Below are 18051 nucleotides of genomic sequence, written 5' to 3' on the forward strand. Positions count from 1 at the left end.
GATAAAGCGAAACGGCGTGTCTAAAGACACCTAAGCATTAGTTATACCAATTAGCCCAATTTCTAATTTCCCTTCACCCGCGCCTGCTTCACCATCGCAATTAGAGTTTGATGGGCATCTTCCGCATCTGCTAAAACATGATCAAACTGAATGCGAACTGGCACAGCTTCCCCATTCACTTGCGCTGTTAAATCCATACCTTGTGAATCAAGTGACAGCATTTGTGCTGCATTCGCATCTGTTATACCACCAAAAGCCTTAGCATAAAGAACTATGGCATCAGCATGATCATCATTCATGTGCTTGCAGATGCGCGAACTAATATCAGCAGAAAAATCCTTAGACATTGTTGAGATAGAAAGTGAGCAATACAGCAACAGCTTAAATTTTAAGCTAACAACGCGAAGGAAATTTGCTGATTTTCTTTCTTGGCGCTCAAGATTTTGCATTTTACCCGATTGCCATCATAAATATATTTTATTTATGGGGTAATAATTAAATTAAAATAAAACTTATTCAGTATTTTTACCTTCTATTATGGAAATCAGACAGCTTAAACTGTAGCAGAAGTATTAGCCAAACTATTGAAGCTAAAAGACAATGAGCGAAACTAGCCCCAGACGAATTGTAATTGGGGATGTGCATGGTCACTATGAAGGTTTGATGACATTATTGGAGGCGATCGCCCCCACGTCAGACGATCAAATCTATTTCCTGGGAGACTTAATTGATCGTGGTCCTCATAGTTCACAAGTGGTGAATTTTGTCAAGCGACATAACTATTCATGTTTGTTGGGAAATCATGAGCAGATGTTATTAAACATTCTGACCAATGAAAGAACCTCCTCCCCAACGATGCAAGCATGGCTGTACAGTGGGGGGCAAGCTACCGTAGCCAGTTACCACGAGGCTTCAATCCCTGATGACCATCTGGATTGGTTCAAGAGTTTGCCTACATATCTAGACTTAGGGGATATTTGGTTAACTCATGCTGGTGTTGATCCTTCCAAGTCTGTAACAGAACAAACTGCCGATGAACTGTGCTGGATACGAGAAGAATTTCACAGCATTGAAAAACCCTACTTTCCAGATAAGCTCATTATCATCGGTCACACCATTACCTTTACTCTGCCGGGTGTTTCTCCTGGCAAACTGGCACAAGGACAGGGATGGCTAGACATAGATACTGGCGCTTATCATCCTAAGAGTGGCTGGTTGACTGGACTAGATGTCACAAATAACCTAGTTTATCAAGTTAACATTTTTAGAAACTATCTCCGTACCCTGCCCTTAGAAGATGTAGTGATCAGAGTTGATCCAGCTAAAATCAAAGTCGATCGCCGGAATAAGAATTGAGCAATATTCGATATGAGGGGGATGAGGGAGACAAGGGGAATAACCAATGCCCAATGCTTAATACCCTCAAGACCTCACTAATGGTCGAATATTAGCTTTATAACTAGCCTTATCCAAGCCATAATTTTCCTTACTAGGTTGAGAGTTAATTGCACGTCTGAGGCCATTAATGCGATCGCTCGTTCCGGGGTGCGTACTCAAAAATGTCGGGACAGAACCACCCTTTTTCAGCAGCTTTTGCATAAAAGTAACCATCCCAGACTGGGCATAACCAGCGCGTGTTAAAGTTCGCAGCCCTCTTTGATCGGCATCAAATTCATCTTGACGACTGCGGGGACGATTCAAAGCAAGTTCTACACCAATCCCTACAGCCGTATTGCGATCTAAACCAGTTGCTGTTGCTAAACCACTAGCGATCGCTTTTTGCCGCATCTGTTTAACCAGGTGTTTCCCGCCAATGTGACCAATTTCATGGGCAATAACACTTGCAAGTTCTGCTTCATTATCTGCGGCTTTCAGTAAACCTGTGTGGACATATACATAGCCTCCTAAAGTTGCAAAGGCATTAATAGCATCATCATCAACTACTTGGAAGGTAAAAGGAAGGTTGCGGCGATCGCTACTAGCTACTAAACGCCGACCAATTTGTTCTACATAGCGATTAACTTCAGAATTCCGGTAAAGTTTGACTTGACTCCCCAGAATTTGCTGATTAATCTGCTTGCCAATATCAGTTTCCTGGCGATCGGATATATTAGAAAGCTGAAGTACCTGGACTCCCTGCAATATAAGAGGCAAGAAGTCTAAAGTTCTTCCAGGCAAGGGTGTACTCAGGCACAGACTCAGGGCGACTACCACCGAAATTAGGGGATAAAACCAGCGACGCCGCCACACACGGTAACTTGCAACAAAACCTTTCCAATTGAACATAATACGCTCTAAAGATTATTTCGGGAGAACATAAAATTATGGGACAAATTATGAGACGGATTTAGAGTATTCTAAGTTGCATTCTTAACTCAAGGTCAAAGGAGTTGTGATCCAGCTAATATTTAGGCAAATCTACTGAATTACAGGGGGTTAAAGATTCTCTCTAAAGATAGGCTTAAACACTAGATATTACTTTCTCGGTGCGTCAGTCTTAACGGACAAAAATTTGAGCGTTAGCTGCTACCCCTGCAAACTTACGAACTCGTGATAAACTGTCGCATAACCGTAACGCCCAGTCGCTTTGAGTTATTAGCAAATAGGGAAAATTACTATTCCCATTGAAAACCTTCTTGCTACAATCAATTCCTTCGCTATTACCTCGGAAAAGTTTTTATGGCTATTTTAGATTCAAAAGGCCGTTTGTTCGGCAAAATCAACCTCCTAGATTTAGCTGCTGCGCTAGTAATTCTGCTAGTTATATTTGGCATCTTTATCTTTCCTGGCACCTCTGGTTCGGTTGCCCAAGTCGGTGCGAAAACAGTACCCATAGAAGTAGACTTAGTAGTTCGTGGTTTGAATGTCCGTGACCCTGAACAATTATTCGATAAAGGATTAAAAAAAGGCGGTAAAACAAATGTGATTATCCGCAATCAGCCCCACGGGGCAATTGAGATTAAATCCATTCAACAGCTACCTCGAACAATCAATGTTTCCCAACCTGATGGCACTGTTAAAGAATTACCAGATCCAAAGACCAACAATTTTAGTACAGATTTGCTTTTGACTTTAGGTGGCAAAGCTCAACTCACTGATACTGGCCCCGTTATCGGTAACAGTAAAGTTAAAATTGGAATGCCATTTGAGTTGGAAGGCTTTAACTACAACTTTAATGCAACTGTTATTGATATCCGATTAAAAGACAAATAGAATTCACATTTTCGTCTTTAAAGAATAAACTGATAAATCGAATTTTAGATAATCTACAAAAACTCGGTTTATCAGATTTATCAATGGATGTTATAACTACTTTGCAGCTTTCGGTTGAAACATTAAATACGTCCCTCCTAACCCTTCTACAATTGTGCGTGTATTGGCAATCATCATTTTCTGATAAGTGTCCGCCTCGCTTCCTGGTTCACCAAGTCCCTCAGCATACAACTTCCTGTCAGAAATTTTAACTTCAGCAAGTCTTGCTACAGATTGAAGCAAATTAGGGTTAGTTGCCGCCTCTGGAAAAATTGTTGATACTTTAGCCCGTTTAATATTTGTAACCAAATTTTTGACTCTTGCATCTGTCAGGTTTTCGTTAGTACTAATACCTTGTAATCCCCCTGCTAATGGAATACCGTATGCTTTGGCGTAATAACTCAGTGCATTAGAGGTTGTAACTAACTTGCGTTGTTTGGCAGGAATACTGGCAATTCTTGACTTAATCCAGCTATCTAGTTGAGTGAGTTCATTTGTGATTCTTTTGGTATTGCTGGTATAAGCCTCCGCATCGCTAGATTCTAATTTTTTCAGATTACTATTAATTACCCCCACCATCCTGATAGTATTCTTGGTATTGTGCCAAAGATGAGCATTAGTTACATTCTTGTCGCCTTTCTGAAATTTTTGTGGCTTAGACACCGCAAGTTGACCAACAGCTATTTTCGGTGCAGTGTTTTTAGTCACTTTAATTAATTTGATCAGATTTGGTTCTAAATTATAGCCACTATAGAGAATAAGATTAGCTTGCTCAATGGCTCTACGATCTTCCTGCTTTGGTTTATAAAATTGGGGGTTGGCACTAGGGTCAATTAAGCAAGTGAGGTTAACTGTATTTCCGGCAACTTGTCTGGTTAAGTCACATAATACACTTGTAGTTGCAACGACTCTAGGAAGATTCTCATTTACCTGAGTGGTAGTCTGAGTGAATGCAGTTCTTGCAGTTTGATTTCCACACCCAACAAATCCAATCGTCAAGGCAACAAGAATAGCTCGGAAGGAATTAGTTGATGGTAATTTTTTTGACATCCTAAACTCCTACTGGATGTATAGAAATAATCATTATCAGTAACAGATTAGTTAAATACCAGGTGGGGACCTTCAACAAAGAAGAGGTTAAAGGCAATACGCTTGGGTTAAGGCTTGATCCTCTTTAACACTTTTTAACAAAGAGGGAATTAGAGCAAGCCTTTTTAAGGGAAGAGGAATTAATAGACTCTCTCCTTTCCCCATCGCACCCCGGCAATTTTTGCTTGGTGAACCTCAAGTGAGATTTTTGCAGGCAAAATGTTAGTTAAGTTTACACGACAGACTGGAAAACCTCTCTCCTACAAGGAGAGATTTGAATTTTCCCCGTTACCGACACGGTAAGGCAGCTAGGGGGTTAGAGGTCAATCGTTAACTTTTCCACATGATCTGAATTGTCAAACAGGAGAACTGGTAGAGGTAAAAGCACAATAATAAAGGTGATGCTGGGGAGCCTCCGGTAAAGAGTGTAGTGTAGTTCTCTCACCGTCTGTTGAAGGGGCTATACAATTGTGCTTACATTCCACAAAGGTCGCAAATGATTTAGGATTATCAGGTTAAGAAGTGGAACGTAGTAATGCTGGGGCTTATTGAGCATACGGGTTGATTTCGCAAACCGAGTCGTGAATCTAAGGCAATTGTAACTGTGGTTTTGCCAACTGTGGGCATCTGGTGGTTACAAAATTGGCGAATTGGTAATTTTTAGCCATCAGCCTTTGTTAGACTAAATTTCACCTAGTAAAGCCTTTCAATAACGCTCGGAGCATCATCTAACTGCTTTTTATTGCATAATCCTAGCTGTACTTTATGGCATAATTTTTATTTTTTAGTTTCTTAGCCATTAAATAAGAACCAAGTCAAGTATATAGAAAAATTCCTCAAAGCTGATATTGGTGAAGAGAAAGAATGGTAATTTTAGTTATCCTCATTAACACCCTCATTTCGCTGATACTACTATATGTGGCTTGGCGAGTGTGGCAACTCAAGCAGAAGTTAGCATACATAGCAGATAGGTTAACCGCCTATGAAAGTTGTACCCATGCAGCACTTAATAAAGCACCGGAAAATATTTATCTCAGTCAGGAGAGTATTTATAACTTACGGCAGAAAAATCAAGTACTACAAATGCAACTCCAACAAGTGCGGCAGATTATCAGTCTACTTTTGCTAGGACAAAAAATCTGGCAGCGTTATTTTCGTAGGCTAGAATTAACACCAGCGAAAAGAACTGTTGAAAAATGAGTTATGCCAAGTTCACATGAACATTTATAATTAGTGCTGACACAGGAACGCGGTGACACTATAAGACGGGGATGCCGTGAATTTTGAATTATTAAGTAATTAGCGGTTTTGATATTTTAATGAATAAAAGCAACATTTTTGGCTGATATGTTGTCACGATAGATTAACTGAATAAAATCGGTCAAGTCTTACAAGGAAAGAAAACCCACCTAAAATGGGTGTAAGGAGAGAAACAACAAGATGTCTAATAACCGTTCTGGAGTATTTTTTGGCGGTTTGATGCTGGGAGCTACTATCGGTGCTTTGACCGGTTTGCTAGTGGCTCCACGCACAGGGCGCGAAACGCGTAAAATTTTGAAAAAATCTGCCAATGCTATCCCAGACTTGGCAGAGGATTTATCAACGAGTGTGCAAATCCAGGCAGATCGTCTATCTGCTAGCGCACTACGAAACTGGGATGAAACTTTAGATAGACTACGGGAAGCGATCGCAGCAGGTGTAGATGCCAGTCAACGAGAAACCCAAGTCTTGAAGCGGCAAACATCTGTTGAAGACTCAGATTCTCTTCCCCAGCAATTAGAACGCTCATAAATTACATAACCGTGATTGATCCCCTGTTTTGGTTGGGACTTTCTTTACTCTTAGTCGCCACAAGTTTAACTGCGGTTTTAGTGGCGGCAATACCGGCTTTGCAGGAGTTAGCACGCGCTGCTCGTAGTGCAGAGAAGCTATTTGATACACTCTCGCGGGAGTTACCGCCCACTCTAGAAGCTATCCGTGTGACTGGTTTGGAAATCACTGACTTAACCGATGATGTCAGTGAAGGTGTAAAAAGTGCTAATCAAGTCGTGAAACAAGTCGATCAAAGCCTTGATAGTGCAAGAATTCAGGCTCAAAATCTGCAAGTAAGTACACGCAGCATCTTTGTTGGCGCGAAAGCTGCTTGGAGAAACTTCACGCGCCAAAAACCCACAAGGCGAACAGATCGCTTGCCAAGCAATGAAAAACCACCACTAACGTTGCGAGAACGAGAAGTACTCAAGCAAGAAAATCGCCGGAGCAAAGCAGAAGTGTACCGCGTTAATGACGGTTATAACGATGCCGCTAGCTGGGAAAACAATTTCGATGATGAAGATTGATTAAAAAAAGGGCATTAAGCAGCTATAGCTGTATGCTGCAAATCAAACTCAAGATTCCAGCGAAAAGTTCTCACCTGTTGAATTCGCAAAAAGTCACTATCACTGGAAACGATAGTTAAATTATTTTGTAGTGCAATAGCAGCTATCCATCCAAATGTCATTTTCATCAAAACCCAAATCAACAATTTTAGTTTTTCGCAACTTGTTTTTATCTTTGGGTGCAAATTGATTGAATAAAGCTGCCTTCATTTGACCGTAAATTGTTGCTGTTTCTTCTGTTATATGGTATATACGAATATCTTTTAAAAATTCTGTCAAGCGAGCCATATTATTTTGCTTGCGTTGGGATTTTTCCATCATGAATGTCAGTTCATCCTGGACAATTACGCAAGTGGCAATGTTATTTTCTCCAACTTCATTCACGCGACAGATAACATTTGGCTCACCTAAAATAATGCCACTACAATGATTTCGTATCAAGTAAATACATTATTCAAATAGGTTTTCGTCATCAAATTTAGCTTTACCACGAGTACCATATACTGCTTGAAGGCATTCTTCAAAGTCGTCATTTTTCCAAGTGCCAGGTGTCGAAGGATGGAGCGCTTGGAAGCAGGACGGTATGTAAGTTGCTCTTTATCTTTTTCACTAAAAGTTTCTCTAGAATCGCTTAAAGAGATAGGTTCAAGCTTACCTGGCTCTAACTCGTTTTTTGTATAGTTAACCTTAATAGAACATATCAAATCGAGTGCTTCTGTTAGCAACTTCGGTGGTAAATTTTCTATTTCTTGAATTAATAATTCTTTGTTAGTCATCTCTCACCTTTAATCATTCATTTTTTATTGTATGGGGAACTCCGCTATGGCTTAGTCAATTTTGAGTTATTATTTTTTTAATGATAATGATAATCAAAAAGCTACCATAGGCATGAAATGATAACTCATAATCCTCTATCCATCCACGATTATCATTGTCATTAAAAGTATTTTGAGTATTTTAACTGATTGACAAAATGCACTTTATCTTTATTTATCCCGAATGCCGCTCCCAATCCCCACTCCCCAAAAACGCTTTGCTTTGATCCCTTAGATTAGAGTAAAGTAAACAAGTGTAAAGAACTATCACTTTTCCACTACTGTTTTAAAACAACTTGTTCGCTTTTACCGTTGATATTTGTATAAAAACGTTCATGCAATCTTGTTTTTGGCGACGAATTCTGGTATCTATTGCAGTATTTTTTCTGGCTGGGTCAATTTGGGTCATGCATTCTCCCCCAGCACTGGCTTATGACAATCCTGAGTTACTCCCTAGCACTTTTACCCCAGTTGTAGACTTAGCAAAATCTCTTCCTGTCCTGCAAGAAGAAAAGCTTGTCAAAGATTTAGAGCAGTTTGAAACTGATACGGGCTGGAAACTGCGAGTATTAACCCAATATGACCGCACCCCAGGTAGGGCAGTTATAAAATATTGGGGTTTGGATGACAAAAGCATTCTACTCGTTGCCGATTCTCGTGGCGGTAACATCCTCAGTTTTAGCGTCGGCGATGCTGTTTATGAACTTTTACCCCGGACGTTCTGGATAGAACTACAAACCCGCTTCGGTAATTTGTACTTTGTCCGTGAAGAAGGCGAAGATCAGGCCATTCTGCAAGCTTTAGAATCCGTTAAAGGCTGTTTACTCAAGGGTGGTTGCAATGTTGTCCCCGGACTGCCACGAGAGCAGTGGATTCTCACCTTAATTACCTCAATTATTGGTGGGGTGATTTGTGGATTTGCAGCTCAACCCCGCGAGAAAGGACAAATTTTCGCTTGGCAATGGGCTTTAATTTTCTCACCTTTGTGGGGAATCTTGTTTCTTGCCTTTGGCATTGGCCCAGTAGTGACACGCACAAGCGACTGGTTACCTTTAGTTCGCAATATCTCTGGGTTTCTTATTGGCGTCTTGGTTGCCTACTTATCTCCTGTTTTCAGCCGGCCTTCTTCCAGTAATGAATTATGAGTGAGTAGTTAGGAGTTTTTAATTAACTTATAACTCCTAACTACTCACTCTCTGAAGCTGATAAGCTGAAAGCTAATATTTGAGAAGCTCAACAAAAATGGAATGGCACGTAACTGATGCTCAAAGTTTAGCAATCATTGATAGTGAAATTGAAAATCATGTTTTCTCACCCGCAGAGTATGAGATTGTACGTCGGGTAATATACTCTACAGCTGACTTTGAGTATAAGTCTTTGATTCGTTTCTCTGAGCGTGCCTTGCAAGCAGGAGCAGCAGCACTAGCCGCGCGTACTACAATTGTGGTAGATGTTCCAATGGTGCAAGTAGGTATTGCCTACGAGATTCAAAACACCTTTGCTAATCCCCTATATTGCAGCATGGAAGCTCTGACACGTCCTCAAAAAGAAAAAACTCGGGCAGCATGGGGAATAGAAACCTTAGCAAGGCGTTATCCAGAGGGCATTTTTGTGGTGGGACAAGCGCAAACAGCACTAACAGCACTGGTTGATTTAATTGAAGCTGAGGAAATTAGACCTGCTTTGATAATTGCAACTCCAGTGGGATTTATAGATGTTGATGAAGCGAAGGGGCGTTTACAAGACTCCTTAGTGCCTCACATTACAATTGACAGCCGCAAAGGTAATGCAGTTGTAGCAGCTGCGATCGTTGATGGATTGGTAGACTTGGCTTGGCAAGCCTATGGACAAGATGGAAATCGCGGGAGTTAGGAATGTTGACTCTATCGGACTCTCTATGGCAAATACTATTTTAAAATATTGAAGATTCAGATATTTTTGTTAAGGGATTTCCAAAAATTAAATTACTCAATTCCTGTATCCAATACGACTATCCGATTTCTTCTTCCCCTGCTCCCCCTGCTTACCAATCACGATTGATTATTTTTTTATTTGGAAGTCCCTAATTAGTGCCGAGCCAGGAGCCTGGATTCTCTCGTTCGTAAATCTTTTGATTACTAACTAGTTTACTCTTCTGTGCTACGCCGCCGGCGACGTGGCTTTTGTTGTTGGTCTTCACGCAAGCGGCGACCAACTTCGTTAAAGAAATCTCGCCGTAAATAAGGATAATCGCTAACCCACAAGTCACGGCTAGGAAAGTATATATCGCTGAATTCTTCAATACTGCTCAAATCTGGGCGATTTGACATTACTACCATTTCTGCAATTTGACCGCGAGTAATAACTTTGTGGGCAGAACGTAATGGTGCTACAAACTCAATGCTAAATCCTGTTTCATCACCCACCTCTAGGTTAATCTGTTTTTCTCGATTTTCTATAATTACCAATTCGCCTTTGCTGTTGACTGTTTCGGTTTTACCCATCAACTGGTCTGTAATCCACCAATCTAGCACTCGACCACGGAAAAAGCCGCCATACTTATAACGGCGGCATTGCAAATTCCGCATACTTGCTTGAAACACTGGATACCACAGCCAAAAAAAAGCGCTAATTACTCCCAGCACAAATACTATTGAAGCAAACTCAAGCTTAAAAATGACTGTTACAAGCAATATAACAACTACGGCAACTACAGAAATTAACAGCCGTTGCAAAAAATTTGAGAACTTCCCCCAGTAGTACTTGTACTGCAAACCAGTTGCAATTAGGGGGACAACTTGTTCAAATTTCTGGCGAGTCAGTGGTACTAACATGAGTGCTGAGTAATGAATGAGCAATAGTGTGTTTAAAGTATTTTTTCTAATCCATATACTAACGACTTTAGCGCTAAGACTTTGCGAATCGCTAGTAGCACTCCTGGCATATAACAAGCGCGATCGCTCGTATCATGTCGTAAAGTATAAATCTGTCCTGCTGCGCCAAAAATAACTTCTTGATGAGCAATCAATCCTGGCAAGCGGACGCTATGAATTCTAATTCCTTCATCTGCTATACTACCCCTTGCTCCTGGTATTTTCTCCGTTTCTTCTACAAGAGCAGGGTTAAAAGTTTTACCCAATTCTCCTAATAACTGCGCCGTTTGAATGGCAGTACCACTGGGAGCATCAGCTTTTTGGTTGTGATGCAGTTCGATAATTTCCACATGGTCAAAATATTTAGAGGCTGCGATCGCGGCTTGTTGCAATAGCACCATGCCAATGGAAAAATTAGGAATAATTAGACAACCAGTGCTAGCTTTGTCGGCAAAGTCTGCCAAGTCTTGAATTTGTTCTGGACTTAACCCAGTAGTGCCGACTACTGGACGAATACCGTAGGCGATCGCACTACGAATATTGTCATAAACTGAATCGGGATGGGTAAAGTCTACAATCACTCCTGGAGGAGAGTGTCTGTCGCCAGCCACATACCCTAACATCGGTTCTAATTGATTGGTAATTGGTACTTCCAGGGGTTCGCTTAAACCCGCCAACTCTCCAGCGTCTTTATCTTGATGTTCTAAACTGTGGTCAATTGCACCCACTAGGTTTAAGTCTGGCGCTTGTGCCACCGCCTTAATCACCTCACGGCCCATTTTACCAGCAGCACCGTTGACAATAACCGGGATAGGAGCTTGATTCGTCATAGGTCGAGAAATATTTTTTGAGGTAACAAAGGAATTGTAAAGACTTTAGTGATCTAGTAGCTAGCTTCTCAAATCTCTGGCTTAATTCCAACTACCCTGATTTATCCAGTTAATCGCTCAGTTTTTCTACTCTCTACAGTAAATGGGTTCTCATTTTCATCTCACTATCTTAGCCAGTAACTATTGTGTTTTCGCTACTTCACCCACCACACCTTCAAAAAGAATCCCATACTGTCCCTGATAAGTACTTCTTATGAGAGTTGTCAGTCTTTTTTTGTCAAGTATAGTTGACAATTTGTAATATTATTGTTAAATTTATTTACATAACTTAGCAAAAACCAAACTTAACTATCTAACTGGTGTTAGCTAAGAAAAAAAGATTTCGGCATCGGTATATCCCATCGACATTTGGAATTCTCCCATCTACCTCGGCTATGAAGTCGGGGTTTTTTGTGTTTTCAATTAGCCTTTAATTTCTTTAACTTTTCTTTAGTCATCTTTGAGATGGCTTGAGCTATTAGCCTTGGAATTCATTCCGAGGCGGGTAGGGTTACAACTTTACAAGAGTTCAGTAACTCCAAATCATCCTCTCTTCAAATTAAGGCATGATTTGCTTGCCTCCTGCTTCACCATATAATGCCTCATCCGAAGCGTGTCGGTTGGTGGGAGAATAATAACGAGAAATGATACAAGCTTGGTGTTATCTCCAGCCCAAAGGAATCTGTAAAAATGTGGAAACGAATTATATTAATTTTGCTATTGGTATTGAGCTTCAGCCTGAGTAATTCTGATGTAGCGGCAGCATCTGGACTCAAAAGCTTTGTAGACACTAATGATGGCTATCAGTTTTTATATCCTAACGGCTGGCTGCAAGTTAAAGTTGCTAACGGGCCAGATGTAGTTTTCCACGATTTGATTGAGGTGTCTGAAAATGTTTCTGTTGTGATTAGCCCAGTGCCAGAAGGCAAAACTTTGTCAGAATTGGGAACCCCAACAGAAGTGGGATATAAGTTGGGAAAAGCAGCTCTTGCACCTCCTGGCTCTGGTCGTTCAGCTGAATTAGTCAATGCTGCACAGCGAGAAGTAGACGGTAAAATATACTACCTTTTAGAGTATGAGGTTAAACTCCCCAATCAACAGCAACGACACAACATCGCCAGCGTCGCTGTTAGCCGTGGTAAAGTTTTTACCCTCAACGCCTCAATTCCTGAAAAACGCTGGCCGAGAGTTAAACGAATGATTGATGAGGTTGTCAATTCTTTTACTATTTATTAATTGGGGAGTGGGGAATGGGGAAGAAGCAGGGGAGCAGGGAGCAAGGGAGAATAATTTTCCCCTCTGCCCCCTGCTCCCCGCCCCTTTGCCTCTTTAATGTCTCATGCCTATTTCCAATTACGAAGTTTGTCAGAAATATCATGAAAATTCCACCTTTTGTACTTGCCTCAGCTTCCCCAGCCCGACGCCGCTTGTTGCAAACTGTTGGTATTGAACCGATAGTGCGAGCAAGTGATTTTGATGAGTCGCAAATTGAATTAAGTGAACCAGCAGAATTGGTCAAAACTCTTGCCCAATACAAAGCGGAAACTGTAGCCCCACAGTTTGAATCGGCTTTGATTATGGGTTGTGATTCGGTTTTGTCCATGAATGGTGAAATTTACGGCAAACCACCAGACACTTCTGAAGCGATCGCACGTTGGCAGATAATGCAAGGTAACTTTGGCGATTTGTACACGGGTCATGCCTTAATGGATTTATCCCAAAACCGTACTATAGTCAAGTCTCAAGTTACAAGAGTTTACTTTGCCCAAATGAGCGATCGCGCAATTCTTGCTTATGTTGCCACTGGTGAACCCCTTAAGTGTGCTGGAGCCTTTGCAATTGAAGGTTTTGGTAGTTTCTTTGTCGAAAAAATTGAAGGCTGTCACACCAATGTAATTGGACTCAGCTTACCCCTGCTGCGGCACATGCTAGGGGAACTAGGATACGATGCCACTGATTTCTGGCAATAGTCTTTTGTCCAAAGTTATTGACCAATGACTAATAACTAAATTGCCTGATATTGAGTATTGCCTCCCCATGATCTGGAACCCAGGCTAGCCACTCATCTGTTGAAACCTGACACAATAAAAGTGCTTCGTCAAAACTAAAGGGATTGGGAAGTTGCAAAAGCTTCACCCAAGTAGAAGCTTTTAACTGCTGCAAACCTTCCAGATTGTGCCTTCTTGGTTGCACAGGGAAATCTGGTCTACGAGAATCTAGTTTCATAGCTTTCTATTAGCCTTTACGAATGGGCTAATCTCAAATTAATTCTGTAACCTAGACTACAAAATAAATAATCCTTCTGAAAAGGATCTGTCTTATAAATTTACGTTGGCTGGGTGTAAGTGTTTGCTTATATTGCAGACCACAACAGCTATGACACAACAGGTTGTAGACTGGCCACTAGATCGCATTCCCAACTAGAATATGTCATTTACTTCTATACCCTCGCTGCGTGAGCAACAACATCCCCTAATTCGTCAGCTAGCTGATTGTATTGAGGCAGCTTGGCATCAGCACCTGGATTTATCGCCCTACCATTTGCCTGATGAGTTGGGGTATGTGGAAGGTAGACTAGAAGGGGAAAAACTGACAATTGAAAACCGTTGCTATCAAACGCCACAGTTCCGAAAAATGCATTTGGAACTGGCAAAAATCGGAAATATGCTGGATATTTTGCACTGCGTGATGTTTCCCCGTCCAGAATACAACCTGCCGATGTTTGGTTGCGATTTAGTTGGAGGTAGAGGGCAAATTAGTGCTGCGATCGCAGACCTTTCTCCTATTCAATTAGAGCGCACCTTACCAGAATCTTATACTTCTGCACTGACACAACTAACAGTGCTTAACTTTTCCCAACCCCGTGAATTACCAGAATGGGGAGATATTTTTTCAAATTTTTGTATCTTTGTGCGCCCCGGTTCCCCTGAAGAAGAAACAATGTTTCTCTCGCGTGTGCGAGAATTTTTAGACATTCATTGCACCCAAGCGATCGCCTCACATCCAGTTTCATCTGAACAAGTTACACAAAATCTCGCCGGACAACACAACTACTGCACCAAACAGCAGCAAAACGATAAAACTCGCCGCGTACTAGAAAAAGCCTTTGGCCCAGCTTGGGCAGAAAATTACATGACCACAGTTCTATTCGACCTCCCAACTTAATCATCCCCTCATCTCCCCCATCTGTAGGCTCTGTTACGTTTTCGCGTAACGGATAAATGTAGAATTCATTCAACGAGAGTTTAATGGAGTCCCAAAACAGCAACAGGGAGAATAGTAAGGTCTTTGAAGCAAATATCACAAAATGGTTTGTTGTCTTGATAGATGGTGCAAGCAACTAGCCTTGCTAAGTCATTGACCAGAAACTTAAGGAAACTCTAATGTTAAAAATGCTCAAGTTGACAGATATTTTTTAGTTAATTAATCCTTGATTCACTTAAGGAAGACTAACTTTTGTACCAAGATTGTATCCACCAAAGGCAACAGTCTATTTTTGACATTTCTTTTCAATTTTGTGATTAACTATAGTCGTAGTGAATGTAGCAGTAAAGTACCGCATCATACCAATTTGGGATTTTGTGTAGAGATACGATACATCGTGTCTATATATCTAAATTCATACTGCTTATGAATTTTGCTAACGTCCATTGCACTCCTGTCTCAATAATACTCAGAGTTATTGAATAGCCAGCTAATATAGCGTTTCTAGGTTTCAATACAGACCTAACCCCAGCCCCTTCCCTACAAGAGAAGGGGGGTAATATTCAAAGCCTCTCTCCTTTTAGGAGAGAGGAATGGAAGTGAGGTCAAAATGTATTGCATACAAACAAGAAGCACTATAGAAAACATCATTTTATAAAGCCATAGTGTTGACGTTCATCACGCAATGAATTTTAAGCGATACCCAGCTTTAAACCACTGTTGTTTGTCCTAAGCGGCTGGCTGTTGATTAAAAACCCTTTTATTTTTACTTCCATCAGCACAATTCAGGTAAATGGGCAACATACTATGTCAAGGGTGACTGAAAAACCAAAGCCAAGTGAGCAGGCATTTAATCAAGAACAACCTAAAATTTGGTGGGGCATCGCTGTAGCCGTGCCAATAGTAATCGCTGCTGGGATACTAGGTACAGCTAAAATCGAGCAGTTAAGAAAATTAACTACATCTGCCCCCGTAATGCCATCTAGCAATAGCATTAGTGCTGTAGGGCGTTTGGAACCGCGAGGCGAAGTTGTTAAATTATCTGCGCCATCATCAGGATTAGCACCATCGTCACGAATTCAGCAACTTCTGGTGAGAGAGGGTGAACAGGTAAAGCAAGGCCAAATTATCGCAATTTTGGATAACCGCGATACCCAAATAGCCGGACTACAAGAGGCAAAAGCCAAAGTGCAAGAAGCCCGTGCGAATTTAGCGCAAATTAGAGCCGGATCTCCAAGAGATATTCAAGCCCAAAGAGCAGTTATTGCTCGCCTACAAGCGCAGTTAATTGGGGAAAGGAATGCAGGGCAAGCAACGATCGCGCGGATTGCAGCCCAGTTAAGTGGTGATAAACTTGTCCAACAAGCAACCGTGAATCGCTTAGAAGCTGAACTCAGTGGGCAAAGAGATGCGCTAAGAGCAACAGTTGCACGTATTCGAGCCGAACAGCGCAATGCTCAAGTCGATGCCGGACGGTATGATTATTTATACAGAGAAGGTGCTATTTCTCAGCAAGAGCGGGACAGAAGACGCTTGAGTGCAGTAACTTCTAATCAACAGGTTGCTGAAAGCCAAGCTACGCTAAGGCAGACATTGGCAACCCTGCGACAGCAAATTGCCGAAGCCAGAGCTACTCAAATACAAAATTTAGCAACTTTGCAACAGCAGCTAATCGAAGCCAAAGTTAACCGTGATAAAACCGTAGCAACTTTGCAAAGACAAATCGATGAAGAAAAGGCCAAACTGAGTAGAATCTTAGACGTTAGTCCTACCGGTGTGCAAATAGCGCAAGCCCAAGTTAGTAATGCGATCGCAAATATCAGAAGAGCCGAAGCAGAACTAAAGTTAAGCTACGTTCAAGCACCAATTGCTGGAGAGATTTTAAAAGTTTACACCAAATCAGGCGAAGCGATCGGTGCAAACGGCATTGCTGAAATTGGACAAACTAGCCAAATGTTTGTCATTGCTGAAGTCGCTGAAGACAGTATTGGTAAAGTGCGTATTGGTCAAAACGCCACTATCAGCAGCGATAATGGAGCATTTAGCGGCGAATTAAAGGGAACTGTCACTGAAATTGGCAGAAAAATTGGTAAAAAAGATGTCCTGAATACAGATCCAGCAGCAGATGTGGATGCCAGAGTCGTAGAAGTGAAAATTGCTCTGTCTCCAGAAGATAGCCAGAAAGTTTCTGGTTTAACTTACGCCAAAGTTGTTGTCGATATTAATAACTAATCAAGTTCTTGGCGAGCAGTAATACCAATTTATGATTTGATATTTTGGATTACAAATGTTCTGAATTAAGTTGCCTAATCAATTTTAAGCATTTTATAAATTCGAGCCAAGTCATCCGAATGAATTCAATGACAAATCTAAAATTGCTAGCTGTGCTTGGATGCCTATAAAATGAGTCAAAAAATCCCTCTGTCGTGGCTACAACTGACAAGAGAAAAAACTCGCCTAGCTGTGGCTTTAGCAGGAATTTCCTTTGCTGATATTTTAATGTTTATGCAACTCGGTTTCCGAGATGCCTTATATTATAGTAACGTTAGATTTCATAACAGCTTACAGGGCGATATTGTTTTAATCAATAGCCAATCCAGTGCTGTTCTGGCCATGAGAAGTTTTTCTCAAAGACGGTTATATAAAGCTTTAGAGTTACCCGCAGTACAATCGGTACATCCGATATATTTGGACTTTACAATCTGGAAAAATCCTGTAACAGGCCGCCCTCGTAGTATCCTGATATTTGGAATGAACCCAGAAACTAACATAGTTAACTTACCTGGAGTTCAGGAAAATTTAGATAAACTTAAACTGCCTGATGTAGTTCTATTTGATCGTTCTTCTAGAGTGGAATATGGCCCAATTACTGCTAATTATGACCAAGGAAAGACTGTAACAGCAGAAGTGCGAAGGCGGCGAATTAAAGTCGAAGGACTATTTACATTAGGTGCATCATTTGGTGCAGATGGTAATTTAATTACGAGTGATATTAACTTTTTGCGGATATTCAATAATCGTCAAAAAGGATTAATTGATATTGGGCTAATTAGATTAAAGCCGGGAGCGGATGCTAACGTTGTTGCCCAAGAATTGCGAAAATATTTACCTAATGAAGTAAATGTTTTAACTAAGCAAGAATTTATTGATTTTGAGCGAAATTATTGGGCAAATAGTACAGCTATTGGGTTTATCTTTACATTAGGGACTGTCATGGGTTTCATCGTGGGAACTGTGATTGTTTATCAAATTCTTTATACAGAAGTTGCAGATCACTTAGCTGAGTACGCTACTCTTAAAGCAATAGGTTATACACAGAATTATTTATTAACCGTCATTCTTCAAGAGGCTTTGTTGTTAGCAGTTTTAGGATATTTCCCTGGAATAGTTTTTTCTTTATTTATGTATAAAAGTGCCAGAGATGCAACACTTTTACCAGTTTTTATGAGTTTTGATCGGGCGGTAATGGTGTTGATTTTAACTATGCTAATGTGCATTATTTCTGGTGCGATCGCAGTCCGCAAATTACGTTCTGCCGATCCAGCAGATATATTTTAATTAAGTCAATATTAATTAAAATAAATTATTGAGA

At 40.9% G+C, this 18051-nt stretch carries 20 protein-coding genes; 12 read left to right on the forward strand and 8 right to left on the reverse strand.

What is annotated here, in order from left to right:
• Positions 1-62 precede the first annotated feature (62 nt).
• A complete protein-coding gene (locus LC608_RS09845) occupies positions 63-347 on the reverse strand; it encodes a DUF2470 domain-containing protein (RefSeq protein ID WP_229553565.1) in 285 nt (94 codons plus the stop codon).
• A 253-nt stretch (positions 348-600) separates the two neighbouring features.
• Between LC608_RS09845 and LC608_RS09850 the strand changes: the two genes are divergently transcribed.
• Complete coding sequence (locus tag LC608_RS09850; protein ID WP_229553360.1) at positions 601-1356, forward strand: metallophosphoesterase family protein; 756 nt, start codon at positions 601-603, stop codon at positions 1354-1356.
• 66 nt (positions 1357-1422) lie between these two features.
• On the opposite strand, the gene LC608_RS09855 is transcribed toward LC608_RS09850, so the two are convergent.
• Positions 1423-2286: a M48 family metallopeptidase gene (locus tag LC608_RS09855; protein ID WP_229553361.1), complete on the reverse strand. Its 864-nt coding sequence runs from the start codon at positions 2284-2286 to the stop codon at positions 1423-1425.
• Between the two features lie 393 nt (positions 2287-2679).
• Here LC608_RS09855 and LC608_RS09860 point away from each other — a divergent pair, with 393 nt between their 5' ends.
• On the forward strand, positions 2680-3213 hold the full coding sequence (locus tag LC608_RS09860; protein WP_229553362.1) for a DUF4330 domain-containing protein: 534 nt from the start codon (positions 2680-2682) through the stop codon (positions 3211-3213).
• 96 nt (positions 3214-3309) lie between these two features.
• Here LC608_RS09860 and LC608_RS09865 read toward each other — a convergent pair whose 3' ends face one another.
• Entirely contained in the window at positions 3310-4302 is a 993-nt protein-coding gene (locus tag LC608_RS09865) for a metal ABC transporter solute-binding protein, Zn/Mn family (protein WP_229553363.1), read from the reverse strand.
• A gap of 903 nt (positions 4303-5205) precedes the next feature.
• Between LC608_RS09865 and LC608_RS09870 the strand changes: the two genes are divergently transcribed.
• The 3 genes from LC608_RS09870 to LC608_RS09880 all read left to right on the forward strand — a co-directional run bounded on the left by LC608_RS09870 (position 5206) and on the right by LC608_RS09880 (position 6680).
• Positions 5206-5541 carry a hypothetical protein gene (locus LC608_RS09870; RefSeq protein WP_229553364.1) on the forward strand — a complete coding sequence of 112 codons (336 nt, stop codon included), beginning with the start codon at positions 5206-5208 and terminating at the stop codon, positions 5539-5541.
• Between the two features lie 240 nt (positions 5542-5781).
• Positions 5782-6132, forward strand: coding sequence for a YtxH domain-containing protein (locus LC608_RS09875; protein WP_229553365.1), 351 nt, complete (start codon positions 5782-5784; stop codon positions 6130-6132).
• Between the two features lie 11 nt (positions 6133-6143).
• The gene (locus LC608_RS09880; protein ID WP_229553366.1) at positions 6144-6680 is read left to right on the forward strand and encodes a DUF948 domain-containing protein; all 537 of its coding nucleotides are present in this window, start codon (positions 6144-6146) and stop codon (positions 6678-6680) included.
• 120 nt (positions 6681-6800) lie between these two features.
• Here LC608_RS09880 and LC608_RS09885 read toward each other — a convergent pair whose 3' ends face one another.
• Positions 6801-7160 carry a type II toxin-antitoxin system VapC family toxin gene (locus tag LC608_RS09885; RefSeq protein WP_229553367.1) on the reverse strand — a complete coding sequence of 120 codons (360 nt, stop codon included), beginning with the start codon at positions 7158-7160 and terminating at the stop codon, positions 6801-6803.
• A complete protein-coding gene (locus LC608_RS09890; RefSeq protein WP_229553368.1) occupies positions 7157-7495 on the reverse strand; it encodes a hypothetical protein in 339 nt (112 codons plus the stop codon). The genes LC608_RS09885 and LC608_RS09890 overlap by 4 nt, the downstream gene beginning before the upstream one ends.
• Positions 7496-7869: 374 nt before the next feature.
• Here LC608_RS09890 and LC608_RS09895 point away from each other — a divergent pair, with 374 nt between their 5' ends.
• Positions 7870-8679 (forward strand): TPM domain-containing protein, encoded by an 810-nt coding sequence (locus tag LC608_RS09895; protein ID WP_229553369.1) that lies wholly within the window; start codon positions 7870-7872, stop codon positions 8677-8679.
• Between the two features lie 97 nt (positions 8680-8776).
• A complete protein-coding gene (locus LC608_RS09900; protein WP_229553370.1) occupies positions 8777-9406 on the forward strand; it encodes a precorrin-8X methylmutase in 630 nt (209 codons plus the stop codon).
• Positions 9407-9660: 254 nt separating this feature from the next.
• Here LC608_RS09900 and LC608_RS09905 read toward each other — a convergent pair whose 3' ends face one another.
• Both LC608_RS09905 and dapB read right to left on the reverse strand, forming a co-directional pair.
• The gene (locus LC608_RS09905) at positions 9661-10347 is read right to left on the reverse strand and encodes a phosphate ABC transporter permease (protein ID WP_229553371.1); all 687 of its coding nucleotides are present in this window, start codon (positions 10345-10347) and stop codon (positions 9661-9663) included.
• A gap of 32 nt (positions 10348-10379) precedes the next feature.
• The gene (gene dapB, locus LC608_RS09910; protein WP_229553372.1) at positions 10380-11216 is read right to left on the reverse strand and encodes a 4-hydroxy-tetrahydrodipicolinate reductase; all 837 of its coding nucleotides are present in this window, start codon (positions 11214-11216) and stop codon (positions 10380-10382) included.
• Positions 11217-11945: 729 nt separating this feature from the next.
• Here dapB and psbP point away from each other — a divergent pair.
• Together psbP and LC608_RS09920 are read left to right on the forward strand one after the other, a co-directional pair.
• Positions 11946-12491 (forward strand): photosystem II reaction center PsbP, encoded by a 546-nt coding sequence (gene psbP, locus LC608_RS09915; RefSeq protein ID WP_229553373.1) that lies wholly within the window; start codon positions 11946-11948, stop codon positions 12489-12491.
• A gap of 140 nt (positions 12492-12631) precedes the next feature.
• Positions 12632-13225, forward strand: coding sequence for a nucleoside triphosphate pyrophosphatase (locus LC608_RS09920; RefSeq protein ID WP_229553374.1), 594 nt, complete (start codon positions 12632-12634; stop codon positions 13223-13225).
• 28 nt (positions 13226-13253) lie between these two features.
• Here the strand turns inward: LC608_RS09920 and LC608_RS09925 are convergent, their stop codons facing one another.
• Entirely contained in the window at positions 13254-13481 is a 228-nt protein-coding gene (locus LC608_RS09925; protein ID WP_229553375.1) for a hypothetical protein, read from the reverse strand.
• A 201-nt stretch (positions 13482-13682) separates the two neighbouring features.
• On the opposite strand from LC608_RS09925, the gene LC608_RS09930 reads away from it, so the two are divergent.
• The 3 genes from LC608_RS09930 to devC all read left to right on the forward strand — a co-directional run bounded on the left by LC608_RS09930 (position 13683) and on the right by devC (position 18017).
• Positions 13683-14420 carry a phycocyanobilin:ferredoxin oxidoreductase gene (locus tag LC608_RS09930; RefSeq protein ID WP_229553376.1) on the forward strand — a complete coding sequence of 246 codons (738 nt, stop codon included), beginning with the start codon at positions 13683-13685 and terminating at the stop codon, positions 14418-14420.
• Positions 14421-15266: 846 nt separating this feature from the next.
• Positions 15267-16691, forward strand: a complete 1425-nt coding sequence (locus tag LC608_RS09935) for an HlyD family efflux transporter periplasmic adaptor subunit (RefSeq protein WP_229553377.1) — start codon at positions 15267-15269, stop codon at positions 16689-16691.
• A gap of 171 nt (positions 16692-16862) precedes the next feature.
• On the forward strand, positions 16863-18017 hold the full coding sequence (devC, locus tag LC608_RS09940; RefSeq protein ID WP_229553378.1) for an ABC transporter permease DevC: 1155 nt from the start codon (positions 16863-16865) through the stop codon (positions 18015-18017).
• Positions 18018-18051 lie beyond the last annotated feature (34 nt).

The sequence above is a fragment of the Nostoc sp. XA010 genome (assembly GCF_020829625.1).
Classification (GTDB): Bacteria; Cyanobacteriota; Cyanobacteriia; order Cyanobacteriales; family Nostocaceae; genus Nostoc.